This is a genomic window from Oceanobacillus luteolus, assembly GCF_042678205.1.
In the GTDB taxonomy this organism is placed as follows: Bacteria; Bacillota; Bacilli; order Bacillales; family Amphibacillaceae; genus Oceanobacillus; species Oceanobacillus luteolus.
Genome location: NZ_JBHUDE010000046.1, coordinates 100,904 through 124,210, shown reverse-complemented (window position 1 = coordinate 124,210; position 23,307 = coordinate 100,904). Strand labels below are relative to the sequence as shown.

Sequence of the window (23,307 nt, the reverse complement as noted above, 5' to 3'; positions counted from 1 at the left end):
AACACTAAAATAAATAGTCTTTTATTCTATCATTCACTTATCGCAAAATGAGTGTTTTTCACAGTCTCTGTTTCTCCAGTCAAACGAAAGATTGAAATCCCCAGTTCTTCACAAGCTTTTACTACATCGGATTTACAAGAGAACATAATCATTTGTTGTTCTATTGCAACTTTTTGTAAAACATCCATCATTCTTTTTACGCGGAGTTCATCAAAATGAACAAAAGCATCATCTAAAATAAATGGCAACTGATGGTTCTCTGCAATCACTTTACTGATTGCAAGTCTCAGCGAAACATATAATTGATTCATCGTTCCATGTGACAATTCATCCACACGATAACGCACTCCATCATGGGACATCACTTGAAATGGTTGTTTGCCTTGTGGTGATAAAACCGTTGTATAGCGGCCAGCTGTAATGATGCTGAAAAAGCCAGTTGTTTCTTCGAGCACTTTGGATAAGTACTTTGTTTGGTATCGCTGTTTCGTTTCGACCAGTACTTCTTTTTCCATTTTAATAATTGCCCATTCTTTTGCCAGTTGATTCAGTTTTTCTTTTTCCAATTCGAATTGGTGCATTTTTTGCGAATAAGCTTCTGATCCTTCTAAACGATTAAGTTCTGCGTTTACTTCTGCAAGCAGAGCGCGCGTCCGTTCAATTTCTTTATGGTTCTGATGCTGGTTATTCTCCAACTCTTTTTGTCGCTCGCTCAATTCTAGCTCGTCCAACTGTTCATGGATGATACTCTCCCATCTATTGTCAGGAAAAATCACTTCGAGTTGCCTTTGATTAGTCTCTACATCTTTTTCAAATTGCGCTTTATCCGCTACATATATTGCATTTTCGTAAAATTCTTCTTCTGTCTGAGCATGTCCTGCCTGCAAGAGTTCTGCGACTTCTCTTTTATGAACATTCATTCTCTCTACAATTTCTAAACGTTTCTCTTCTATTTCTTTCATAAGCTCCATGTAATGAGATTGACGTTGTTTCAATTCCATCTCATTTTCTAATCGTTTTTCAATATAAACAAAAGCCTCAATGGCAGCTGAAATGGAATGATCAGAATCAAGCTTGGTGACAAAGAATATGATGGAAGCCTCCAATTGGTTTAACTCTACCCCAATTTCATTAAGTTTGCGCAAATGCTGCTCGTATTCGTGATGTGTAGCAAGCAGCTTCCTTAAACGATGATAATAATCCAGCCAATAACTACTGTTGATATTTTTAAGAAATGGGTATGAAGTATATTGCTCTTCAAATTGTTGCCTAAGTCGTGCTTCTTTTTCTAACAGACTCCGCTCTCTTTCTTCCAATTGCATAAACTTAACTTGCTGGCGTTGTATATCCGACTGAATTTGCTTCATTTCATTTCTTATTTGTTCCACATCATCCAACTGTTGCTCTAACTTCAATACTTCTTCTTCAGATAATGTTGTATTACTTTCAAATTCCAATGGAGTATTTAATACTCTCTCCATCTCTTTTACATTTTGCTTGATGAATATATTTTGACCAGCACTGAGTAGAAAGATGATGGCAGCAAGTCCAAAAAGAAAAGTTTGTTCTAAAACAATCGCTGAAACAGAAACAAGTAAAGCTATTACTATCCCTGTAATTAGGTACAAATTTGTTTGTTTGATCTTTTTATTTTTTTCTAATGCGTAATTCTTCTTACGTTGTGTATCCGCTTCGTAAATAGCCTCAAGCTGAATAGATTCCTTTCCTTGCTTTAATCTTTGCTTGATTTTAGTAATTTCTGTTTCAGGTAAGAGGGCTGCTTTTTTCTCTTCTAGTTGCTCGTAGTTGTATTTCTCTTCTTCTATTAAAGAACGTTTTTCCGCTTCTAGCCTAATTGTTTCTTGAGCGAGCCTTTCTTTATCTTCTTTCAACTGTTTCCAGGTCTCTTCAATATAGAAAGGCAGAGATACTTCTGATAGCTCTTCTTGAGTAAGATCGATGTGTAATTCATCTAGCTCTCTCGAAATTTCCCGTTTCAATTCTGCCGTGACTTCTTGTAATTCTTGTTGTTTATCTATTAACTTGGCATATACTTGTTTTTGCTCTAGCTTCGTCCTTAATTCATCCATAAGTTCTTGATTCAATCTTTGATCGTCGATCTCAGCAAGATTTCTTCGATAACTATCCTCATTTTTTCTCAAGATTGCATATTCACTTTCCAGCGGACGAAGAGAATCTTTTAACTTCTCCAGTCGTTCCACACCATGGATGGGAAAATCGATGCTTTTTTGAAACGCCTGTCGCTTACTCATTAAGTGTTTATATTCTTGAAGAAACGGAAAGGCCGTACGCATCTTTGTGAGCAGCTTATTTTCCTTTTCCAATTCCTGCTGTTGATTTTTCAATGTTTCCAATTTATCTTGCAGGGACTGTGATTCCATCGTTTTCTCACGGTACGTAGCTTCTTCTTGTTGAATGGCAGCTAGTTCCTTCTTCAGTTGTTGAAGAAGCTGAAGCTGTTGGTTGATGGTCGGATTTTTACCATTAGGCTTAAACAATTCTCCTAGTCGTGTCTCCAATTGTTTTTCAACCCGATAAACATTACTTGAGCCAGTTAGTCCTATACTTAAGAGAACGTCACTAAGCTCTTCTTCATGCATATCTTTTATTCCATTCAAATCCAATGCAGAAAAGGAGAATATCGAATCAAAGGTGTCCTTATTCATTCCTTGAAGCCTTTCCCTTAACCAGTCTTCCCCATAGACCTCCCCTGTAGCTGTCATACATGTAGCCTCACCGTTTTTTACATGATCGAAGCGTTCAATGGTGAATTCCCCAATTTCAGAATCCGACATGACTAGGTGTCCACCCATCTTACTGCTCGTTTTTGGTTGGTACCATTTACGTTGCCTCGGTGGCATACCAAATAACATGAAGAGGATAAACTGATGAAAGGTGGATTTCCCAGATTCATTTTCACCAAAAATAATGAATGGACCTTCACTTGGGAATTCAATTTCCATATCCACCCATTTTCCAAATCCAAATATTTTGGCCCTTACAATCTTCATCGGCTAGCCCCTTTCAGCAATTCATCAAATAAACGATTCCCGGCTTCTTGCTTCCATACTTTTTCTTCAGTCCTTGTAGGTAAATCAAGATACTTTCTAGCTTGACGATGTTGATACAATTCTTGAAGATGAGAAAGTCCATCCGTGTTCTCGATAATCTGCTTGAGTTCCCCGAAGAAATGTTCACCGTAGCTTGTTTCATCTATGGCAAGTCTCTCCTCCATGGATACTGCAACGTTAAAAACATACCTCCATGGATTTTGGTTCGATAATGACTCATTGATAATGTCAATCAGTTCATCCAACTGTCCATTTATTTTCCATTTCTTCAGCTCACTGTTCTGTCCAGTCAGATTGATGTCAATGAGCCGTGGAGTACCTCCCTTGAGTTGCTTTATATTCTCCAGAACCATTGCCTCCAAGTCGAATATCTCCTTTAAAGAGGATGCATCTACGCTTAAATTGGTGAATTCAATCTCTTGTAGGGGTATAAATGTAACATCTGTTTTATGTGATGCCAGCTGAACGTAATAGCACCCTTTCTCTCCTGTTTCTTTACGATGCCGTCCTTGAGTGTTTCCGGCATAAACAATATATGGTTCTTCCTTTAATACCGCTCGTTTATGGATATGACCCAGTGCCCAATAATCAAAGCCCTTCATAGCGAGATCTGAAATTTGAAACGGGGCATAAGGATCATGCTCCTCATCTCCTTGTACACTACCATGTAGCATAGCAATATGGAATGGAATGTCTCGATTTTCTACCTCATATTCCTTCGATTTATTTTCAGTGACTGCTCGATTCACGTAACTGAAGCCATACACTCTTGCAAGAGGCTCACCATTTTTTTCATACACGAAGGACCGTACCTGTTCATCAGGAAAAATATGTACATTATCTGGATACGTTACTTGATGAATATTTCCATTAATAAAATCATGGTTGCCATAGCTGATGTAAACAGAAATACGGTGCTTCTGCAGCCGTTCGAAAGCCTTCCTCAAATGAATTTGAGCTTTAAGACTTTGTTTTTCATTATCAAAAAGATCCCCAGTAATCAAAACGAAATCAACCTCGTATTCAATTGCAGCTTCCACGAGATGGGTCAATGCTTGAAATGTACTGTCCTTTATTTCTTGAAATAAATGGCCCGGTAAATTGGTCAGCCCTTTAAATGGACTATCGAGATGCAGATCAGCTGCATGGATAAATGTAATATTCCGCTCCATTTTATTGCCTCCGAATTTATGATTAGTTTCATTTTAACAGATTAAGAATGGGAATGCACGTTCTGCTAGGGAGAAAAAGAAAAACCGGGACAAGAAGATATCCCAGTTTTACTTTTCTTTTTTGGATAAACGTATCGCTTTCGTGAAATCTTTTAGTGAGCCTGATTTACCATACATAAGTACTCCGCCCTTATAAACTCTTGCCCCAATCAATCCCATGATCATTATAGTTAAAATCAAGATACCAATAGATAATCCAATTTCCCAAAGCGGAAGATTAAGCATACCAATCCGCAATATCATTACCATCGGTGCAAAAAACGGGATGAAAGAAGAAATCGTTACAAGTGTAGATTCCGGTGCTCCCAATCCAAACATAGCAACTAAAAACGCAATGACAATCAGAATAATCATTGGTGTGATCAGTTGGTTCACATCTTCTGCTCTGCTTACCAATGAACCGAGCATGGCTGCAAGCGTGGCATACAATGTGTAGCCTAGTAAGAAGAAGATAATCGCATAAATGATCAAATCCATTGGAATATTAACTAATCCAAATGAATCAAGCATACCGCCGACAAGCTCATCCTTCTTACTGTTGATCAACACCAACCCAACGCCGACTAACAGGAGGATTTGTGTCAAACCAACAAGTGCAACTCCGAAGATTTTAGCGAACATATGGGAAACTGGTGAGGCACTTGATATTAAAATTTCCATAACACGGGATGATTTCTCATTTGCCACATCTTGAGCAATCATCTGACCATATAAAATAACAACAATATACATGAAAAATACCATAACATAGACGATTCCTTGTGCCTGGAACATTTCTTCCATTGTTTTCGCATCGTCATCAAGCGCAACGGTATCAAAAGAAATAGGTGCATAGATTTCCTGAATAGTCGCTTCATCCACACCAGTCTGTTCAATCGAAATAGCTACTTTAAGATTTTGCAGTTGTTCCTGTAACGTAGTCTGTGTGGAAGAATCGGTGATGTTATTTGCAAAATAGGTTGCTTCCGGCAGATTCTCTTGATTCAGCTCTACGACAACAAGTGAATCGTACTCTTCATCTTGAACAGCCGATTTTGCATCTTCTTCTGTTCCTGTGAATTCCACAAGTTCTAGTTCTTCATCTAGTGTTTCAACACTTTGTTTATAAGGTTCAAATATAAATCCAGTTTCATCAATGATTGCGATTTGATCTTTGCCATCATCATCACCGAAGAAGTCCGTGATTGATTGAAAATTAACCGCAGCAACGACAGATAACAACAGGAGTGCCGTCATAATAATAAATGTTTTAGATTTTATCTTTTCCAAGTACGTATGTTCAAGGATAACCCAAAATTTATTCATAGGAAGCACCTACCTTTTCAATAAAGATATCGTTCAATGAAGGTTCTTCCAAGTCAAATTTTCTTATAAAACCTTTATTCTGTAATGCCTGGAAAATATCTTGGGAGACATTCTCATTTAAAATTTGAAGTTCGCAGCCTTCATTATTTCTCCGATATTTTACTACACCAGGAAATTCTTTTAAAAACTCCAATGAAAAATCGGCATGAATGCGTAAGTTCTTCTTTCCGAAAGATCGTTTTATTTCCCTTAACGCACCTTGTACTACTGGTCTCCCCTTTTGCAAAATACAGAGGTTCTCACACAATTCTTCCACCACTGCCATTTGGTGGGAAGAAAATACAATTGTAGTCCCCTGCTCTTTTAAATCAAGGACAGCTTCCTTCAACATCTCCACATTTACCGGATCAAGTCCTGAAAAAGGTTCATCCAAGATAAGCAATTCTGGTTTATGAATTACCGCAGAAATGAATTGGATTTTTTGTTGATTCCCTTTGGAGAGTTCTTCCACCTTTTTATTCATATATTCCGGTACTTTAAAACGTTCCAACCATTTTTCGAGTTCAGGTAAAATATCCGGTTTTGCCATTCCACGTAGTTTTGCTAAATATGTAATCTGGTTCTTTACGGTAAGTTTCGGATACAATCCCCTTTCCTCTGGTAAATAGCCAATCAAATGACTCTTATCATAGCTGATTGAATCATTATTCCAAGTAATTTCACCTTCTGTTTTATCCAATAAACCTAACAACATGCGGAATGTCGTCGTCTTCCCTGCTCCGTTTCCCCCTAAAAATCCAAACATCTCATTTTTAGGAATGGTCAAATTCAAATTATCTACTGCAGTAAAGTCGCCAAACCGTTTTGTTACATTATTTATTAATAATGTCATAGTCCTATCTCCTTTCCATTTTGTATTACGGACTAATGAATCAAATGGTTTCGTTTGATTCAACTTTATTTTTCGCATTATCTCTTATAATGAATTATAATAAAATTAAAAAAATAGGGAGGAACGATACATTGAGAAATTATGCACTAACAGTCTTCAATCCGGACGGGGAAAAACTATTGGATGAATCATTCACTGCCGAAAACGATGACGCAGCAAAGAAAATCGGACAAGATAAATTAGCCGAAAAAGGCTACTCCGAACACACACACCGCTGCGTAAACCCAGAAGCCAAACTAATATTATTTCATAGGTAAACTCCAAAGCGGAAGCGACCGGTTAGGGACAGTCGAACTGGAATGCGGCGCAGGGAGATAAAGGAAACACGGTGAGGTCACGAACCGATGTTGACTTATCGACTGAAGGCGCATGAAGTTCGAACAGTCCCTGGTCGCTGGAGCTAGACGACAACAAAAGCGGAAGCGTGCGGTTAGGGACGTACAAACTGGAGTACTCCGAAATGGGATAAAGGAAACACGGCGACCGAAGAGAGCCGATGTTGACTTATCGATTGGAGGAGTACGAAGTTTGCGAGTCCCTGCACGCTGTAGCTAGACGACAACAAAAGCGGAAGCGACCGGTTAGGGACGGTCAACAACAATAAAACTCACAGAGAAGTATTCTCTGTGAGTTTTTGATTAATCTTCTTGGCTGAATCCGTAAACTTCTTCTAAAGGTTTTGTAATAATTGAACTGATATCACCAATAATAACATTTAACTGTTGTTCTTCTTCCATCAGCTTTGCAATTGTTTCGTTGCCTTGCACCAATTCAACTACATTTCGGGCTTTTTCCACTTCTTCTTCCGTAATTTCTAGACCCTGCATCTGTTTCTCTTGCAAGTTTAGCTGTGTGTCTCGGAAGCTTTCAAACATTTGTTTTGACTCTGGGTCATTCATTACTGCTTCATATGCTGTTTTTAGTCGTTGAAACTCTGAGCTTTCACGAATCGCTTTTTCTAAGTTATAGGCATGATCATAAATATTGGACATTCTTTATCCTCCCAAAATATAAGTTAGACCTACTATAACAAATGAGAGTCAGAATGTATACCGTGAACCTTTACTTATATCCCATACCATTTCCATATTAATTTGGAAAAATGCAATATAATAAGGATAATGACAAACAGATAATTGATAATTAAAATCTTAATATGTATTTTGTAATTCTATTTTTATAATATAAAGTGGGCAAGCAATACTGCCCGCCCACTATTTATTAACTTTTGTTATTGTCCGCCACCACTAAGCTGTTGCTGTGCAGTACGAACTAAACGTTTTGTAATTTCTCCACCAACAGAACCGTTAGCACGAGAAGTTGTATCAGCTCCTAGGTTAACACCAAACTCTGAAGCAATTTCATATTTCATTTGATCCAGCGCTTGTTGTACTCCAGGAACTAGTAATTGGTTTGAGTTGTTGTTGTTAGCCATTGGACTTCACCTCCTTTGTAATCATATTGTCCGCAAATCCTCAAAATCTTATTACATGAATTCACTGGTAAAATGTAGATACTATTCCAATTCGGAGGTGTAAATTGGAAAATAACAGGATTTAGCGAAAAAAATCATAAACTTATCGTGAATATAAGTGATATTATAAAAGTCTTTCATCTCTTCTTATTTAATCTACTCTAGAATTTTAAAAACGGCTTTGCTCCATAAGTAGGAAGCAAAGCCGTTTCATCTTATATTATTTTGGATGTGTCATTTCTTCTGGTACAACATATTCGTTAAATTCTTCTTCAGTCAACAGTCCCAATTTTACAGCTGTTTCTTTTAAAGTTGAATTCTCTTCAAACGCGGTTTTTGCAATTTTTGCTGCGTTTTCATAACCGATATGTGGGTTCAACGCTGTAACAAGCATGAGAGATTCATTTAAATGTCTTTCAATCGTTTCATGATTTGGCTCGATTCCAACCGCACAACGATCGTTAAAGGACAGAATACTGTCAGCAAGTATTTGAGCAGATTGTAAGAAATTATATGCAATCACTGGCTTGAATACATTCAGTTCAAAGTTTCCTTGGCTTGCAGCAAAACCGATTGTTGCATCGTTACCCATCACTTGTGCAGCTACCATCGTAACTGCTTCACTTTGGGTCGGATTTACTTTACCTGGCATAATGGAGCTGCCCGGTTCGTTTGATGGAATCGTAATTTCACCAAGGCCAGAACGTGGACCACTTGCCAACCAGCGCACGTCATTCGCGATTTTCATCATATCTGCCGCAAGTGCTTTTAAAGCACCATGTGCAAATACAGTTTCGTCATAGCTTGTTAATGAGTGAAATTTATTTTTAGCAGTCACAAAAGCTTTTCCTGTATATTCGCTAATTTGTTTTGCAACACGTTCTGCGAATTCAGGATGGGCATTTAGACCAGTACCTACTGCAGTACCGCCAAGTGCCAATTCTTTAAGTTCTGGAATGCTTAGTTTAATCATGGATTCTGTTTTTTCTAGCATACGATGCCAACCACTGATTTCCTGCCCGAGTGTAAGTGGTGTTGCATCTTGTAAATGGGTACGGCCAATCTTTACAATATCTGTAAATGCATCGGCTTTTTCCTTTAACGTTTTCTTTAACACTTCAACTGCGGGTAATACATGATCCTCTAACTTTAAAACAAAAGCAATATGCATAGCTGTCGGATATGTATCATTTGAACTTTGTGATTTGTTTACATCATCATTCGGATGAAGACGTAATTCGCTTCCTTGTTCCTCTAGCCACTTGTTTCCGATAAAGCTAAGCACTTCATTTACGTTCATATTCGATTGGGTACCACTTCCAGTTTGCCATACTACTAATGGAAAATGCTCATCCACACGCCCTGCAATAACCTCATCTGCTGCGTATTCGATTGCTTCAGCTTTTTTTGCTTCAAGTAAACCTAAATCACTGTTTACTTTCGCAGCACTCTTCTTTAGTACAGCAAAAGCTTTAATGATTTCCTTTGGCATTTTTTCGTTGCCGATTGGAAAGTTTTGCTTACTTCTTTGCGTTTGCGCTCCCCAGAATTTATCTGCAGGAACTTTAATTTCCCCTAGTGTATCTTTCTCCAAACGATAGTCCAAATGTAGTTCCTCCCTGTGTTTTATGATACCGTATACATTGTACCAAATTTCTTGATGCTTAGGAAATGAAAAACCATACACGATAGGACTCCATCGCTGGAATCAAATATATTCAATAACTCGAACCACCTCTTACATATTCTAAATCCACTTTTCCATATGTAATATCAGTTTTAATGAAAATAACCCTACTATTCAGCTAAGATTTATCAATTGACACAAATTTGTGCCACAACAACAGTGAAAAATACGAATTTTACTATATAATATACAAAGATGGATTTTTGACAATAAAGAAAGGAGGAAATTACAATGCCTAATATCTGGACTCATATTCTTTTCTGCGAGTCGGTCGTGGATGCTGTTGGCAAGAATCATTCATTCTCCCAATATGAGAATTATATGAGTCTCGGTGCACAGGGACCAGATCCGTTTTTCTATTATAATTTTTGGCCATGGATTAAAGAAGAACCGGTCCATAATATAGGCACGGCGTTACATACAAGTCAGTGTGGAACCTTCCTCCTTGATATGATTAAAGCTGCCAAAGACAATAGCAATGAAGTTCAAGCATTTGTCGTCGGTTTTGTCACGCATCATGTACTTGACCGTAACACCCATCCTTATATCCATTATCGTGCTGGATATGATGGAAACAATCATCAACGATTAGAGATACAGATTGATACATTGATGATGGAGAAGTACCACAATCTAAAAACTTGGAAAACACCGGTTTACAAGGAAATTGATGTAGGAAGGAAGCTCGATCATCGTCTCGTCTCGCTATTATTTCATTTAATTAATACCAATTATCCTGATTTCACCAGAAACGATGACACCTACATTAAGAAAGCTTATAAGGATATGCTGCTTGCATTAAAAATTTTAGCGGATCCGACCGGAATCAAAAATAGGTTGCTTGGCCGTTTAATATCCGCATATTCACATCAGCCAATCAAAGATGAAGTGGACTATTTGAACTTACAAAAAACAACTTGGTATCATCCGGCAACAAATGAACCATGTGATAAAAGTTTCATCGAACTGTACAGTGAAAGCCGTGTAGAGGGAATTGATATCATAACCGAATTATTTCATTACTGGGATAGCGGTTCATCTTACTCATTGGAGAAACTTGAAGATTTAATCGGAGATATTTCCTACGATACAGGTAAACCACTAAATTTGAGGCTGGAACTTCAATACAGTGATCCTATTGTATAGCGAACAGAACACAATATAATAAAATGAAACTAGGTCAATCAAGAATACATTTTCTCGATTGACCTCTTTTTTATTTTGGCTTCACTTCCACACTTCCAAATCATCCTGATTGCCGCTGAGCTTCCTCTATCCCTTTTTCTACATCGACGAATCTTAAAATGATCAAACCTGCTATAAAGAAGAAAATAAGAGAAATGATTCCGAATCTGCTATTACCAGTAATTTGTCCGATAAAGGCAAACAGGAAAGGTCCGAACATCGCAGCAAACTTGGACGAAATACCGTAGAAACCAAAGAATTCCGCATGCTTATTTTCAGGAATCATACGCCCAAAAATAGACCGACTTAGTGACTGGGCACCACCTTGTACCATTCCCACTGCAATGGCTAATACATAAAAATGGATAGCGGATGTCATGAAGTATCCGAGAATCGTAATGACCATATATGTCAGTAATGTAATGGACAACGCCCGCTTGGCTGTTATTTTAGAGGCTAGCCAGCCAAAGAAGAAAGTGAACGGAATACCGACAAACTGGGTGATCAACAGCGCAACAATCAAATCATTGCCCGCAATTCCAATTTCCGCTCCATAAATCGTTGCCATCCGCATGATTGTAGAAATCCCATCATTATACAACCAAAATGCAAGTAGAAAAATCAATGCTTGTTTATACTGTTTTATTTCACGAAAGGTGTTCCCTACCCGAGAGAAACCGATGGCAATATAAGATTTATCCCTTTTAATTTCAACTTTTTTCTCTTCCTTTATATTTTTTAATAAAGGTATAGAAAAGACGAGCCACCAGATACCGACTGTTGCAAATGATAACTGTGTTGCCGCTACTGTATTTGGCAAGCCGAACCATTGAGGATTCAAAATCATTAAGATATTTATCGTTAAGAGGATTCCTCCTCCGATATAACCATAAGCATAGCCACCGGAAGAGACTCTATCCATCTCGTCCTTATCAGCAACTTCAGGCAAGAATCCATCATAAAATATATTTCCACCCGAGAAACCTATAGAACCGACGATAAATAATATAGAGGCTAATATATAATCGCCTTCACCGACAAAAGCTAATAATATACTCGCAATAATACCCATGAACGCAAAAAATTGCAGGAATTTCTTTTTAGCTGCAGAAAAGTCGCTGATTGCTCCTAGGATCGGCGCGAGAATAGCAATAAGTAATACTGATATGGATTGAGAGTAGCCCCAATAACTTGTTGCCAGACCTTCTTCCAATCCACTTGCTGCAACGTTTGCATAGTAGACTGGGAGGACTGCAGCCATGATGGTCGTTGCAAAAGCGGAATTACCAAAGTCATACATCATCCAGCTTCTTTGTAACTTTTTCTTATTTTCCAATATCTCTCCCCCTTCTAAAGCAAGCTTACCAAATATACGAGGTACTCGGTAAATTCCAGCAAAAGATTTACAGTTATTTTACATGGTTATAGCTAGAATCCTCTAGACTTGCTGCCGTCTTATTTGTTTGTTCAATAATCGACAACATACCGTCCATCTGTCCGCTTGCTGTATCAACAAGGGAAACGAGATCTATCGTTGTTGCATTCGTTTCTTCAATATGTGCCGCTAATTGCATGACAGCCTGATCGATGACTTCAGTGGACTTTCTAATTTCTTTTCCTTGCCGCTCCAAGTACTCCAAGTAATGGATATAGGAAATTATTTGTTCCGTAATTTCAATAAAGTTCTGTTTGGCTGTTTCTGTTTTTGACGTGTTTTCCATTAGTTCTTTTTTATTTTTATGTAATTCTTCTTGTGTTACAAGAGCATGTTCCTCTACTTCAACCAGATTATTGGATATGCTGCTCGCTGCCTTTTCAGAGACTTCCGCAAGCTTGCGCACTTCAGCGGCCACAACTGCAAAACCTGCTCCCGCCTCTCCTGCACGAGCTGCTTCAATACTGGCATTCAATGCCAAAAGATTTGTCTGGGCTGCAATATCTTTTATTGTTTTCGTATATTGATTATTGTCTTGAATATCCTTGACCAGGTTTCCCATTTTTTCAATAAGCCGGTCAAATGATTGCTGGAAACTTCCCATCAGCTCAGCTAAACCTTCCACCTGGACTTGTCCTTTTAATGACAAATCCTTTAACCCCTCGCCATCTTGCTTACTCCGCTCGAAAGATTGAAGCATCTTTTCAATAAGTTGATGATTCTTTTCTTGCGTCACAGTTATACTTTGGGCAGCTTCCGATTGAGCTTCTGTCGCCAGATGAATATCATTAAAAGCTTCAAGCATCCGGTGAATGCTTTTTCTATTTTCATCACCGGTCTCCTTCGCTTCATCTGTTTGCTGGTTGACCATCTTCACCTTATTCTGGATAATTTGCTGCTGATTTTTTAATTGATCTGACGTCATTTCACTCTGCTGCAGAGATTCTTCCAAATGAGTTAATAATCTGCGGGTATTTCTTACGATAATAAACAGAACGAAGAATACCAACGTAAAAAACACCAGGGTAATTGCCGTCGCTCTGGCATCCAGCCCAATTGCCTGCCCTTTCGTATATACAAAGAAAGTTAGTAAAAAAATACCCAATACTCCACTTGTAATAAGGACAGTTCGTGACAATGCCATCGCTGCTACAACTAGTAAATAAAAGACGAATAAAATATTTGTTACATAGCTCGAACTTAACATGACAACAAGTGCAATCCCACTGACAGCAATGATTGCAATATATGGTATCAGCTGGATGTATTGTTGCCGGTAATGCAGTATGACAATGGTAGAAATCCCAACAACTCCACCTGTCATCATTGCCAAAATGTTTCCGATTGGCGCACCTACTATCCATTCAGCACCCAACCCTAGGACTAGAGAAAAAATTAATAAGTACAATAACACTTGGTGCTGCATTTTAATGAAGATTTCTTTATTCATAATTACCTCCCCGCAAGATCATTGCAAAGATAATGTAAATATTTTTCATAGGTATGGGGGGAGAATCCGCACGTCAACTATCGGACCAATCATCGGCCCGATAGTTATATCGCATAATCAAGAGAATGAAGGAAAACCTCCATTACTTCCAAATATATTCTTTATACTGCTCACTAATTCTACGAAACGATTCTTTGTCTTTCTTTTGCAGAGATTCGTTGATGGCTTCTTCTAATTTACACCGGTTGTACTTGAAGCAGATGACATCCAATTGTAAACGTGCCAACATACTCATCTCAAAAGGAATCTCTTTTTTTGCATGGATCGGCTTTCCAGTATATCGAAAAAATATGAGAGAGACTTTCTCTTTCTTCATTGGAATTGCCCCCTTTACCCTTTTTATCATTATCCTAAATTTTCCGAATAAAAGCAACACATTATTTTTAGGAACCTTTCACTTCCCCAGTTCTGGAAAAGAGCTTTCCTTATTTGTTTACTTGACGAAACATCCTTCACAACGGCCAAGACTGATTACTATGAGCGTATCTTTTTCTCTGGACCCACACGATTAGCTTTTGATAAACTATGGAAACCGAAAGAAATATGGAGGATATGAAATGAATCATGCAGACAATTTACGCTTAGCTGAGAAAGGTGCCTGGTTAAGCATTTTCACCTATCTGAGCTTAGCAATTATAAAAATAATCATAGCAAACTGGGGCAATTCACTTGCATTACAGGCAGATGGGTTAAACAATACAACAGACGTCATCGCCTCGATTGCAGTATTGGTTGGTTTACGAATTTCCCAAAAACCAGCAGATGAGAATCACCGGTACGGACATTATCGGGCAGAAACAATTGCATCATTATTCGCTGCTTTTATAATGATGTTTATTGGAATTCAAGTCATTTATGACACAATTAGAAATATTATTTACTTTGAAACGGCTGAACCAAATATATTAACCGCCTGGACAGCACTTGGTTCTGCTGGAGTGATGCTCCTCGTATACCTCTATAACAAAAGACTATCCCAAAAATTAAATAGCCAAGCTTTGTTTGCGGTAGCTCAAGACAATCGTTCCGATGCTTTAGTCAGTGGTGGAGCTTTTATCGGTATTATCGGAGCACAGTTCGGATTATATTGGCTCGATCCCTTGACTGGAACGATTGTCGGCATCATCATTTGTAAAACAGCCTTTGACATTTTCCGTGATGCCACCTTAACACTTACCGATGCATTTGATGAAGAAGAATTATCTTTAATTAAAGAAAGTGTTGAAGAAGTTTCTGGAGTGGAGGAAGTCGTTGATTTGAAAGGGAGAGTACATGGTAGTCAAGCATTACTAGAACTTACCATTCTTGTCGATGCTGAATTGACCGTTGAAGACAGCCATCGAATTACAGAATGGATTGAAAAAGAGATAGGAAAAAAGCATGGTGTTACCCATGCTCATATCCATATCGAACCTTATTTTAGATCGTAAGTAAAAATACAGCCAAAATGGAACCCAATACAACAAGTACGACATTAAGACCAAAATAAGCCAGTACAATTGCAACTAGACCGCCTATTATTCCAATAAACGGTTGCTCAGGAATGACGGATAATATTCCCGGAAAAATCAATGCACCTAATGCTGCATAAGGAATCGCGTTCAGCCAGCGATTAACCCACGGCCTGAACTGAAGTTTATCCACGAGGAATCCTGGAATAATTCGCGGGATCATAGTTGCAAGGGACATACCAATAATCGTCAGTATAATCATTCCACTTCCTCCTTCAATAAAAAGATCCCCGCTGCGCCTCCTAAAATCGTACCTACAACGATGGCCCAACCCGAACTCATACCGATTTCAACACAAGCAAAGTTGATCAACATTGCGATGACAGCAATTAATCCTACTCTTAGATTCTTTTTAACAGAAGGAACCAGCAAACCGATAAACATCGCATAAAGGGCAATCCCCATACTTTGGCTTAAATTAGCAGGAATGACATCCCCCAACACTCCACCAAGCAATGAACCTGATACCCAGGAGAAATAGGCCATCACAAAAATACCCAAGTAAAAATATGCACCATTTTTTTGATTTGCTTCTTTAGGGTGGAAAGCTGATACAGCAAATGATTCATCCGTCAACCCTAAAGACAACGGCAGCCTCCACTTCCGCTCGACATTCCTTAAACGATTCATAAAGGACAAACTCATTACAAAATGCCTGAAGTTCAACACAAATGTTGCAATGATAATCTCCATCGCACTTGCACTGACAGCAATCATATTGACAGCCATAAATTGACTCGCCCCCGCATAAACCAAACCGCTCATCATCGTCAATTCGACGAGAGACAATCCTGTTTGCCTTGCTAACACTCCGTATGTAAGGGCAATTGGCAAGTAACCAAGCATAATTGGAAAGCCAGTCGCCAAACCTTTTCTCAACATATGTATTGCTTGAGACTCTTTCTCCCTAGAAACAGCCTGATCCATCTCATTCCCCCCGATTCAAACTAAAATTGTACTTATTATATACTATTTAGTGAAAATTAGGAAGGTAGTCGGCTATTAATTATAGGTGTAGTTCAAGCCTTCCTACTTCTATCTGTTTTATTTGACTGATTTCGGATTTGCAGCATTTATCCGGGATATTAAGCAGCTGTATATTTAACCGAAGCCAGGGGCACAACACGCGGTCAGGAAACACCTTTTATTGGACCAAAACCACTCCCACACCATGCCTTAAGGGAAAGTTACAAACTCAAATTTTCCAAATATGTACCCAATCCTAATTCAGAAATTAAAAAAACTGCCTGCTTTTAACAAGCTGGCAGTCCTATTAGTTATTATTACTCTTTATCTTGATCCGTCAGTATAAGTGGGCCATCTTTTGTAATTACGATTTGGTGTTCATATTGCGCTGAACGGCTTTTATCGATTGTACGTGCTGTCCAATTATTTGTATCCATCTGGCTCTCCCACGTACCTTCGTTGATCATGGGTTCGATTGTGATAACCATACCCTCTTTCAAGCGTAACCCTTTGTTTGGTAAACCGAAGTGAGGAACATGTGGATCCTCATGGATAGTTGGACCAATTCCGTGGCCGGTAAAATCGCGGACAACTGAGAAGCCTTCTCCTTCAGCATACGTCTGAATTGCATGTCCAATATCACCAATACGATTTCCAACCTGAGCCTGTTCGATTCCCTTATATAATGATTTTTTTGTCACTTCCATTAAACGTAAACCAGCTTCATCAACATTACCAACTGCATAAGTCCAAGCTGAGTCCGCAAGTCCTCCGTTTAAATTAACAACCATATCAATTGTTACAATGTCACCATCTTTTAATTGCTCATCTCTAGGAAAACCATGGCAAATCTCATCGTTAATGGAAGCACAAGTAGCATATGGATAACCATTATATCCCTTTTGCTCAGGAGTTGCTCCATGCTTTCTCATAAACTCCTCTGCAAAAGCATCTATCTCCATTGTTGTAATTCCTGGTTTTATCATTTTTGCAATTTCCTTATGGCATGCAACTAACACATCAGCAGCTGCTTGCATTTGTGCTATTTCACGATCACTCTTTCTTGTTATCATTAAAAAGCCTACCTTTCGTTTTTACTATATATATTTGAAACGATTGTTAATGATGTTGGGTACCATTCTATAGTTTATCATAAATTGGCATCTGTTTCAGTTGTAACACCACTTGGAATAATCTATGCACAAAAAAAAGAAAAACCATATGAAACTTCACATGGTTTCTCGTCTTATGAATTTTGTTTAACTTTATTAATAGTATCCATATCCTCCACCATAGTTGTTTCCGTATGCTGTTCCTATGATGATTAACAAGATAAAAAGTACTACTAGGAGTGCAAAGCCTCCTCCGAATCTTCCTTCATTTCCTTTGCTCATAGCATTCCCTCCCTATTTTCAAGACTACAATAATGTATGCAGGCTTATCGAAAATGGGAGGGCGAATGCCTGATAATTTTTTACCCTATATAGTTATTTACATAGTAGATTTTTCCATTTTTCACATCTTCATCTGTGATGATATCAATGAGTACACCAGCAACGATATCGGTATTCCTCAATGAATCATTCGTTTTGTAATCTTTGAACGTTTCAACCTCGGCAAATTGCTCTTTTGAAGAAGAGCGTATTTCATTTTGCATTTGGGTATCCATAATACCTGGGCTGAATGCGATAATTTTATTCTCCGTACCGAGTTGTTCTTGTTCCAATGCCACTGTTTTAGAGTACATATTCAAGCTTGCTTTCGTTGAACAATAGGCGCTCCAGCCGTAAATTGCCCTTTCAGCAGCTCCAGAACTTACATTAGCCACAATGACAGGAATCCCATGTTTTTCTTGTTGTTTTAAAAACTGACCAGTCAACACCATAGGAGCAATCGTATTGATTGTTACATGGTTGATCAGCTCTTCGCTCTTGATATGATGTGCTTGATGAATAGGATTCACTACCCCAGCATTATTCAACAGATAAATGACTTCAATTTCTTGTTCCTCGTGGAGTGCTTTGATTTCGTCATGAATAGTGGTAATTGTTTTTTCCAACTCTGGAATATTTGATAAATCACAAGAAAAATGTTTATAAAACTGATTGTTTTCTGCTGCGAGCGTAGTTAATTGCTTATTATCTCTTCGTGAAATTCCAATGACATCTATACCGGATTCTAATAGAAGCTTTGCCAGTGATGCACCAAGCCCCCTCGAAACCCCAGTTATCACTGCAAGGTTCGCCAAGCTACATTCCCCCTAACAATAGTTAAACCTGTTTAACCATATCCCAATAGTAAACAAGAGTTTCCATTCCTTTATCAAAGCTGTCTAGTGGAAAGCTTTCATTTGGTGAATGGAGACGATCTTCCGGTGTTCCAAAGCCCAGTAAAACAATTGGCATATCATAGATAGAATCAATCCATTCCACTACAGGGATTGATCCACCCATGCGGACAAAAACCGTTTCCTTGCCAAAACTTTTCGTATAGCTTTCGGCTGCTTTTTGAATAAGCGGATGATTTGGCTCTACTTTATAGGCCTTCGCTGAAAGTTTCTCTTTTTTCACTTTCACAGAAACACCACTCGGAGCATGTTTGTTGACATGGTCCTCCAGTAATTGCTGGATTTTCTCAGGGTCTTGACCTGGAACTAGACGACATGTGATTTTAGCAGTTGCTTCAGAAGGTATAATTGTTTTCGTACCTTCTCCTTGATAGCCTCCATACATTCCATTTACCTCGAACGTTGGACGGCCCATTGTATGTTCTGCTGGTGTATAGCCTTTTTCCGAAACGGTTTCTGTAATACCAGTAGATTGGACATAATCTTCACTAGGAGCCTTCTTGATTAATTTTCGTTCTGCATCCGTAATCGGCTCCACATCATCATAAAAACCATCTACTGTAATGACTTCATCATTATCTTTCATTGATGATAGTATATGACTGAGTGCCATAATTGGGTTCCGAACTGCACCACCATACATACCGGAGTGAAGGTCATGGTCCGGACCAGTCACTGTAATCTCAATTCCCGTAAAGCCCTTCAAGCCGTATAAGATAGTCGGTTGATTTTTAGCAACCATACCTGAATCGGAAATGACGGCAAAGTCAGCTTGGAACTTTTCTTTTTGTTGAAGCAGGATATCATATAAATTTTCACTCCCAATTTCCTCTTCACCTTCTATACAAACCTTCACATTAATCGGGAGTTTTCCTTCGGTCTTCAAGTATGCTTCAAATACAGCAAGATGCATGAATACTTGTCCTTTATCATCACTTGCTCCACGGGCATAAAGCCTTCCATTACGTACTTCCGGCTTAAATGGATCACTTTCCCACTGATCGATTGGATCGACTGGTTGTACATCATAATGACCATAAAATAGCACAGTCGGAGCATCCTCGCCTGCACCATTGTATTCAGCATAAACTAACGGGTGACCAGCTGTTTCTTGTTTGGTAACCTTTTCAAAGGATAGTTCCTGCAAATAAGTAACAAGAAAATCCGCTGCCTTCTCAACATCTTGTTTATATGTAGAGTCCGTGCTGATACTTGGTATAGATAAAAATTCATTCAACTTCTCAAGTAATTCGTCTCTATTTTCTTTTAAATAGTCGATCGCCTTTTCGCTCAATGTCATTCCTCCTTAAAAAGTGGGACGGGGCCATATGCTCCGTCCCTGTACTTCTTTATATCTTTATATCTTTATTAAGTATTTCTTTATATCATTATTAAAATACTTCGTGCCATTCATCACGTTTTGCCAGCATATCCTTAGCGATTTCTTTAGCACCTTCTAAACTATGGTTAGCCGCCCAGCCACATTGGACTTCATTACAAGCTGGTACTTCATCTGCCTCTAAAACATCTTGTAATGTCTTCTCCATAATATCCATTACTTTTTCTTCAGTTGTTTCATTAATTATGGAAAGGTAGAAGCCTGTTTGGCATCCCATCGGACTGAGATCAAGCACATTCTTTTCATGGTTACGGATATTTTCTGCCATAAGGTGTTCAATTGAATGAAGTGCATCCATTTTCATATGCTCTTTATTCGGTTGCTTAAAACGAATATCATATTTATAAACCTTGTCGCCTTTCTCTCCCTCAGAAACACTTGCAAGGCGAATATACGGAGCTTTTACTTTCGTATGATCGAGATTAAAACTTTCGACATTCATTTTTTTTGTCACATTCATCTCTCCCTTTTCAAACTCATCTTTACCCTAAATCATACACTATTTTTGTAATCTCCTCCAACCATCCAGCATGAAAAATAAAAATAGCATGCTGATATTGCTATCAGCATGCTTAGAAAACTTTATCTACCTGCGTTCTCCGGAAATATTCTTTCAATCATAATCTCAAATTGATCAAAAAATCCAGCTATTGGCCGCCCATCTTCTGCTTCATCTGCATAATTATCGAACAAACCAACGAAATCTGGGTTTGTGGATACATATACATTTTCAATATCATTATCGACAGAACGGACAACTTCGGCAATGCGTTCTTTTAATTCATTAGAAATTTCGTCATCACCAAAATGGTTATTTCCGTTATTGGTATCTCTGTTATTTGTTTGGTTTCCTTGTTCGTTACGATTCGTGTCGTCATCCAATTCGGCAGCGACATAGGCATTATTTTCTGTCGTTACAACATATGCGTTATCGATTTCATCTATTTCTTCCTCAATTCTGTCTGCAGCCTCTTCGCCTATTGAATAACGGGAATTTACGTTGTCACCGTTGCGATTTTGATTCATATGGTTGTCACGACCATATCCACGGTCGTTCGCATCTCGCCCGATCATATAATCCTGGTCATTATTAAAAATACCATCACCTGTATTACGATTTGTCGTCGGGTCAATGTTAGGATTATTCGTACCTCTTTGTGCATCATCATTTCCTTGACAGGCCATTAAAGTAATCAAAAGTACAGCTAAAATGCTCAATAACTTAACTCTCATCCGTAAATAACCTCCTTAACTATTTGCCTTTATTATGTTACTCACGGATGAGAATATGCTTTTTGAATGTAATCCTTTTTTTGGAATAGAGACCATATTTGTAAGCGGGAGGGAATTGATGAACTGGGAACAATACAAATAACGGTTTCTAGTTAGGAGGAGAAAAATGATTCCTGATTATGACAAGGCACTTTATTATACGCTATGGGGACAATGGGATGAATTATTGATATTAATGGTGCGAACAAATGATGATTTATTATCGAAGAGGATTGAAAAGTTCTTAAATGCCTACCATTACTCTTTGGATGAGGATAAAATTATGAAGTCACATGATCAACTGCTTTATTATATAGATCATGCGATGCAGCAAGACAACATAACCACAATGGAAGTATAAATAATGCCTGGCACCCCTATAAGTGCCAGGCATTTAATTTATATCAACTTCTATGATCATTTCTTTAGGCTTTGTAGTTGTATCGTAAAAAGCGTGAATCATTTCCCTTTTCTCTTCATCAATCCCGATATTTTCCAGGATTTTTTCATCACCTGATTGAATGATTGATGCAAATTGCTTGTTCATGGATGTTCTATTCTCCACGGCCTGTTCTCTCACTTCACCGGGTACTCGGAATGTCACGACTTGCCAATCCGTATTATATGATTGGAAATACTCCTTAATACTGTTCGTTATTCCGCCTTCTTGATGGTCCGCATAACTTACACCAATCAAGGCCCGTTTACCTTGCTTTATCATCTCTTCGCTTTCACAGCTACTGATAATATCATTCAACATTTCCTTTAATGTTTTTTCTGATTGATTCAGCTCTCGAGCCAATGGTTCAGCTTCTTTATTTAATGCAGTTACTTCATGAACTTCCAAATCCCGGTTGACTTTGATCTCAAAACTTGGGTTGATTTCAACATTTACATAAGCGTACGTCTCAGTGTCTTCGATTAAGTTTATGGTGGTAACTATAAAGAAAGCCAACACAGTGGCAATCACGAGGAACTTAGCTTGAATTGAAAATTTGGAGGGAAATTGGGGTCTGGAAACATACGGTTCGTATCGAACTTCTTTGCCTATAGTAGCATCATGATCAGCAACAACTGCTTTTTCAAAGGAGCCATCTGCAGTAAGCACGATGACATACTTGGACCGTACTTCCATTATGATACCCTTTTTCACTAACCCACCTCCTTCAAATATTCCTTAAGATATGTAAAGTTCCCTTGCAAAACAATAAACATGGCTAATATATATTTTCTATTTCTTTCAATTGTTTTTTTACTGACTGATACTCGTTTTTCTAATTTTTTAATTGGTAATTTTTTCTTTGCGAGTACATATTGTTTTAATTCATCATCCTCGTTCAACATCCTTGCGATACGCACTGCGGTCTCTCGAGAATCGCGATGTTTAGGAGCGACTTCAGTAAGTTCCAGAAGAGATAAATTAAACTCTTTAAGTTTTTTGCGATATTCCAACGTTTCTTCCCGTCGATTGATTGCATCTTGCTCATCTTGATATTGTTCAATGACTGCTGAAACTTCAGCAGGATTCTCCATCGTTTCTTCGTCGTAAAACGTATCAAACGACAAGTCATTTTGCCTTTTTGAATTATAACGAATATAATCAATGACTTTTCTGCTGACAATCAACTTAGCAAAAGAAAGAAAAGAACAACCTTTTGTTGGGCAATACAAAAATATTGCATCGTTAAACGCAGATAGTCCGATACTGAACTCATCATCCTGTCTGGGATCAATATAACGTTTGCAAACCTGGGAAATAACACTAATCATAAATGGTTGGTATGAAGTCAGCAAATAGTCATGCTTCTCTTCATCCCCCTGTTGAACTTGTAATACGAGCTCTTCGATAGGGGTTTGCTCCAGCTGGTTATACACTTTCATGTGTAACACCTCCAGCTACTATAATTTTCGATTTTATATCCTTTTTTATGGGTGTATGT

General features: G+C 38.3%; 25 protein-coding genes. 5 read left to right on the top strand and 20 right to left on the bottom strand.

All coding sequences use genetic code 11. The features are described 5' to 3' along the window. Window positions 1–29: 29 nt before the first annotated feature. From ACFSBH_RS10570 to ACFSBH_RS10555, 4 genes are all read right to left on the bottom strand, one after another. Entirely contained in the window at window positions 30–3,032 is a 3,003-nt protein-coding gene (locus tag ACFSBH_RS10570) for an ATP-binding protein (RefSeq protein WP_379597421.1), read from the bottom strand. After that, window positions 3,029–4,264: a metallophosphoesterase family protein gene (locus ACFSBH_RS10565; protein WP_379597419.1), complete on the bottom strand. Its 1,236-nt coding sequence runs from the start codon at window positions 4,262–4,264 to the stop codon at window positions 3,029–3,031. Before ACFSBH_RS10565 ends, ACFSBH_RS10570 begins: the two co-directional genes overlap by 4 nt. 108 nt (window positions 4,265–4,372) lie before the next feature. Beyond that, on the bottom strand, window positions 4,373–5,629 hold the full coding sequence (locus ACFSBH_RS10560) for an ABC transporter permease (RefSeq protein WP_379597417.1): 1,257 nt from the start codon (window positions 5,627–5,629) through the stop codon (window positions 4,373–4,375). Further along, window positions 5,622–6,521: an ABC transporter ATP-binding protein gene (locus ACFSBH_RS10555; protein WP_379597415.1), complete on the bottom strand. Its 900-nt coding sequence runs from the start codon at window positions 6,519–6,521 to the stop codon at window positions 5,622–5,624. The genes ACFSBH_RS10560 and ACFSBH_RS10555 overlap by 8 nt, the downstream gene beginning before the upstream one ends. A gap of 131 nt (window positions 6,522–6,652) precedes the next feature. On the opposite strand from ACFSBH_RS10555, the gene ACFSBH_RS10550 reads away from it, so the two are divergent. Continuing rightward, window positions 6,653–6,838, top strand: a complete 186-nt coding sequence (locus ACFSBH_RS10550) for a YhzD family protein (protein WP_251512066.1) — start codon at window positions 6,653–6,655, stop codon at window positions 6,836–6,838. 112 nt (window positions 6,839–6,950) lie between these two features. Continuing rightward, window positions 6,951–7,136 carry a hypothetical protein gene (locus ACFSBH_RS10545; protein WP_379597413.1) on the top strand — a complete coding sequence of 62 codons (186 nt, stop codon included), beginning with the start codon at window positions 6,951–6,953 and terminating at the stop codon, window positions 7,134–7,136. A gap of 83 nt (window positions 7,137–7,219) precedes the next feature. Here the strand turns inward: ACFSBH_RS10545 and ACFSBH_RS10540 are convergent, their stop codons facing one another. The 3 genes from ACFSBH_RS10540 to fumC form a co-directional block, all read right to left on the bottom strand. Continuing rightward, complete coding sequence (locus ACFSBH_RS10540; RefSeq protein ID WP_251512068.1) at window positions 7,220–7,573, bottom strand: YlbF/YmcA family competence regulator; 354 nt, start codon at window positions 7,571–7,573, stop codon at window positions 7,220–7,222. A gap of 239 nt (window positions 7,574–7,812) precedes the next feature. Beyond that, the gene (locus ACFSBH_RS10535) at window positions 7,813–8,016 is read right to left on the bottom strand and encodes an alpha/beta-type small acid-soluble spore protein (RefSeq protein WP_251512070.1); all 204 of its coding nucleotides are present in this window, start codon (window positions 8,014–8,016) and stop codon (window positions 7,813–7,815) included. Window positions 8,017–8,275: 259 nt separating this feature from the next. Then, window positions 8,276–9,661, bottom strand: coding sequence for a class II fumarate hydratase (gene fumC, locus ACFSBH_RS10530; RefSeq protein WP_251512073.1), 1,386 nt, complete (start codon window positions 9,659–9,661; stop codon window positions 8,276–8,278). Window positions 9,662–9,973: 312 nt separating this feature from the next. Here fumC and ACFSBH_RS10525 point away from each other — a divergent pair, with 312 nt between their 5' ends. Next, the gene (locus ACFSBH_RS10525) at window positions 9,974–10,888 is read left to right on the top strand and encodes a zinc dependent phospholipase C family protein (RefSeq protein ID WP_379597410.1); all 915 of its coding nucleotides are present in this window, start codon (window positions 9,974–9,976) and stop codon (window positions 10,886–10,888) included. 100 nt (window positions 10,889–10,988) lie between these two features. Here ACFSBH_RS10525 and ACFSBH_RS10520 read toward each other — a convergent pair whose 3' ends face one another. The 3 genes from ACFSBH_RS10520 to ACFSBH_RS10510 form a co-directional block, all read right to left on the bottom strand. Continuing rightward, window positions 10,989–12,230 (bottom strand): MFS transporter, encoded by a 1,242-nt coding sequence (locus tag ACFSBH_RS10520; RefSeq protein ID WP_465264474.1) that lies wholly within the window; start codon window positions 12,228–12,230, stop codon window positions 10,989–10,991. Between the two features lie 106 nt (window positions 12,231–12,336). Then, complete coding sequence (locus ACFSBH_RS10515) at window positions 12,337–13,812, bottom strand: methyl-accepting chemotaxis protein (RefSeq protein WP_379597408.1); 1,476 nt, start codon at window positions 13,810–13,812, stop codon at window positions 12,337–12,339. Window positions 13,813–13,954: 142 nt separating this feature from the next. Next, on the bottom strand, window positions 13,955–14,188 hold the full coding sequence (locus tag ACFSBH_RS10510; RefSeq protein ID WP_251512082.1) for an IDEAL domain-containing protein: 234 nt from the start codon (window positions 14,186–14,188) through the stop codon (window positions 13,955–13,957). Window positions 14,189–14,429: 241 nt separating this feature from the next. Between ACFSBH_RS10510 and ACFSBH_RS10505 the strand changes: the two genes are divergently transcribed. Further along, on the top strand, window positions 14,430–15,302 hold the full coding sequence (locus tag ACFSBH_RS10505) for a cation diffusion facilitator family transporter (RefSeq protein ID WP_251512084.1): 873 nt from the start codon (window positions 14,430–14,432) through the stop codon (window positions 15,300–15,302). Here the strand turns inward: ACFSBH_RS10505 and ACFSBH_RS10500 are convergent. The 8 genes from ACFSBH_RS10500 to ACFSBH_RS10465 all read right to left on the bottom strand — a co-directional run bounded on the left by ACFSBH_RS10500 (window position 15,292) and on the right by ACFSBH_RS10465 (window position 21,328). Continuing rightward, the gene (locus ACFSBH_RS10500) at window positions 15,292–15,585 is read right to left on the bottom strand and encodes an AzlD domain-containing protein (RefSeq protein WP_251512086.1); all 294 of its coding nucleotides are present in this window, start codon (window positions 15,583–15,585) and stop codon (window positions 15,292–15,294) included. The two genes, ACFSBH_RS10505 and ACFSBH_RS10500, sit on opposite strands and share 11 nt — an antisense overlap. Further along, window positions 15,582–16,310, bottom strand: coding sequence for an AzlC family ABC transporter permease (locus ACFSBH_RS10495; protein ID WP_379597405.1), 729 nt, complete (start codon window positions 16,308–16,310; stop codon window positions 15,582–15,584). Before ACFSBH_RS10495 ends, ACFSBH_RS10500 begins: the two co-directional genes overlap by 4 nt. Before the next feature lie 356 nt (window positions 16,311–16,666). Continuing rightward, window positions 16,667–17,422, bottom strand: a complete 756-nt coding sequence (gene map / locus ACFSBH_RS10490; RefSeq protein WP_251512092.1) for a type I methionyl aminopeptidase — start codon at window positions 17,420–17,422, stop codon at window positions 16,667–16,669. A 195-nt stretch (window positions 17,423–17,617) separates the two neighbouring features. After that, the gene (locus tag ACFSBH_RS10485; protein ID WP_251512093.1) at window positions 17,618–17,743 is read right to left on the bottom strand and encodes a YjcZ family sporulation protein; all 126 of its coding nucleotides are present in this window, start codon (window positions 17,741–17,743) and stop codon (window positions 17,618–17,620) included. Between the two features lie 80 nt (window positions 17,744–17,823). Beyond that, window positions 17,824–18,597 (bottom strand): (S)-benzoin forming benzil reductase, encoded by a 774-nt coding sequence (locus tag ACFSBH_RS10480; protein WP_251512095.1) that lies wholly within the window; start codon window positions 18,595–18,597, stop codon window positions 17,824–17,826. A gap of 22 nt (window positions 18,598–18,619) precedes the next feature. Next, window positions 18,620–19,990 carry a dipeptidase gene (locus tag ACFSBH_RS10475; protein WP_251512097.1) on the bottom strand — a complete coding sequence of 457 codons (1,371 nt, stop codon included), beginning with the start codon at window positions 19,988–19,990 and terminating at the stop codon, window positions 18,620–18,622. A 97-nt stretch (window positions 19,991–20,087) separates the two neighbouring features. Continuing rightward, window positions 20,088–20,555 carry an S-ribosylhomocysteine lyase gene (locus ACFSBH_RS10470; RefSeq protein WP_251512100.1) on the bottom strand — a complete coding sequence of 156 codons (468 nt, stop codon included), beginning with the start codon at window positions 20,553–20,555 and terminating at the stop codon, window positions 20,088–20,090. A 122-nt stretch (window positions 20,556–20,677) separates the two neighbouring features. Then, window positions 20,678–21,328 (bottom strand): YhcN/YlaJ family sporulation lipoprotein, encoded by a 651-nt coding sequence (locus ACFSBH_RS10465; RefSeq protein ID WP_251512102.1) that lies wholly within the window; start codon window positions 21,326–21,328, stop codon window positions 20,678–20,680. Window positions 21,329–21,494: 166 nt separating this feature from the next. Here ACFSBH_RS10465 and ACFSBH_RS10460 point away from each other — a divergent pair, with 166 nt between their 5' ends. Beyond that, entirely contained in the window at window positions 21,495–21,728 is a 234-nt protein-coding gene (locus ACFSBH_RS10460) for a YhdB family protein (protein ID WP_251512104.1), read from the top strand. Between the two features lie 33 nt (window positions 21,729–21,761). Here ACFSBH_RS10460 and ACFSBH_RS10455 read toward each other — a convergent pair whose 3' ends face one another. Then, window positions 21,762–22,520 carry an anti-sigma-I factor RsgI family protein gene (locus ACFSBH_RS10455; protein WP_251512107.1) on the bottom strand — a complete coding sequence of 253 codons (759 nt, stop codon included), beginning with the start codon at window positions 22,518–22,520 and terminating at the stop codon, window positions 21,762–21,764. Then, complete coding sequence (gene sigI, locus ACFSBH_RS10450; protein WP_251512109.1) at window positions 22,520–23,248, bottom strand: RNA polymerase sigma-I factor; 729 nt, start codon at window positions 23,246–23,248, stop codon at window positions 22,520–22,522. The genes ACFSBH_RS10455 and sigI overlap by 1 nt, the downstream gene beginning before the upstream one ends. Between the last annotated feature and the right edge of the window lie 59 nt (window positions 23,249–23,307).

Bases quoted from the DNA above. Each gene is read 5' to 3' on its own strand.
- ACFSBH_RS10505 (WP_251512084.1), top strand. From the start codon at position 14,430: ATGAATCATGCAGACAATTTACGCTTAGCTGAGAAAGGTGCCTGGTTA.
- sigI (WP_251512109.1), bottom strand. From the start codon at position 23,248: ATGAAAGTGTATAACCAGCTGGAGCAAACCCCTATCGAAGAGCTCGTA.
- ACFSBH_RS10540 (WP_251512068.1), bottom strand. From the start codon at position 7,573: ATGTCCAATATTTATGATCATGCCTATAACTTAGAAAAAGCGATTCGT.
- ACFSBH_RS10555 (WP_379597415.1), bottom strand. From the start codon at position 6,521: ATGACATTATTAATAAATAATGTAACAAAACGGTTTGGCGACTTTACT.
- ACFSBH_RS10510 (WP_251512082.1), bottom strand. From the start codon at position 14,188: ATGAAGAAAGAGAAAGTCTCTCTCATATTTTTTCGATATACTGGAAAG.
- ACFSBH_RS10570 (WP_379597421.1), bottom strand. From the start codon at position 3,032: ATGAAGATTGTAAGGGCCAAAATATTTGGATTTGGAAAATGGGTGGAT.
- ACFSBH_RS10515 (WP_379597408.1), bottom strand. From the start codon at position 13,812: ATGAATAAAGAAATCTTCATTAAAATGCAGCACCAAGTGTTATTGTAC.
- ACFSBH_RS10535 (WP_251512070.1), bottom strand. From the start codon at position 8,016: ATGGCTAACAACAACAACTCAAACCAATTACTAGTTCCTGGAGTACAA.
- ACFSBH_RS10495 (WP_379597405.1), bottom strand. From the start codon at position 16,310: ATGGATCAGGCTGTTTCTAGGGAGAAAGAGTCTCAAGCAATACATATG.
- ACFSBH_RS10525 (WP_379597410.1), top strand. From the start codon at position 9,974: ATGCCTAATATCTGGACTCATATTCTTTTCTGCGAGTCGGTCGTGGAT.
- ACFSBH_RS10500 (WP_251512086.1), bottom strand. From the start codon at position 15,585: ATGATTATACTGACGATTATTGGTATGTCCCTTGCAACTATGATCCCG.
- ACFSBH_RS10460 (WP_251512104.1), top strand. From the start codon at position 21,495: ATGATTCCTGATTATGACAAGGCACTTTATTATACGCTATGGGGACAA.
- ACFSBH_RS10565 (WP_379597419.1), bottom strand. From the start codon at position 4,264: ATGGAGCGGAATATTACATTTATCCATGCAGCTGATCTGCATCTCGAT.
- ACFSBH_RS10560 (WP_379597417.1), bottom strand. From the start codon at position 5,629: ATGAATAAATTTTGGGTTATCCTTGAACATACGTACTTGGAAAAGATA.
- ACFSBH_RS10465 (WP_251512102.1), bottom strand. From the start codon at position 21,328: ATGAGAGTTAAGTTATTGAGCATTTTAGCTGTACTTTTGATTACTTTA.
- ACFSBH_RS10485 (WP_251512093.1), bottom strand. From the start codon at position 17,743: ATGAGCAAAGGAAATGAAGGAAGATTCGGAGGAGGCTTTGCACTCCTA.
- ACFSBH_RS10470 (WP_251512100.1), bottom strand. From the start codon at position 20,555: ATGAATGTGACAAAAAAAATGAATGTCGAAAGTTTTAATCTCGATCAT.
- ACFSBH_RS10520 (WP_465264474.1), bottom strand. From the start codon at position 12,230: ATGATGTATGACTTTGGTAATTCCGCTTTTGCAACGACCATCATGGCT.
- ACFSBH_RS10545 (WP_379597413.1), top strand. From the start codon at position 6,951: ATGAAGTTCGAACAGTCCCTGGTCGCTGGAGCTAGACGACAACAAAAG.
- map (WP_251512092.1), bottom strand. From the start codon at position 17,422: ATGATAACAAGAAAGAGTGATCGTGAAATAGCACAAATGCAAGCAGCT.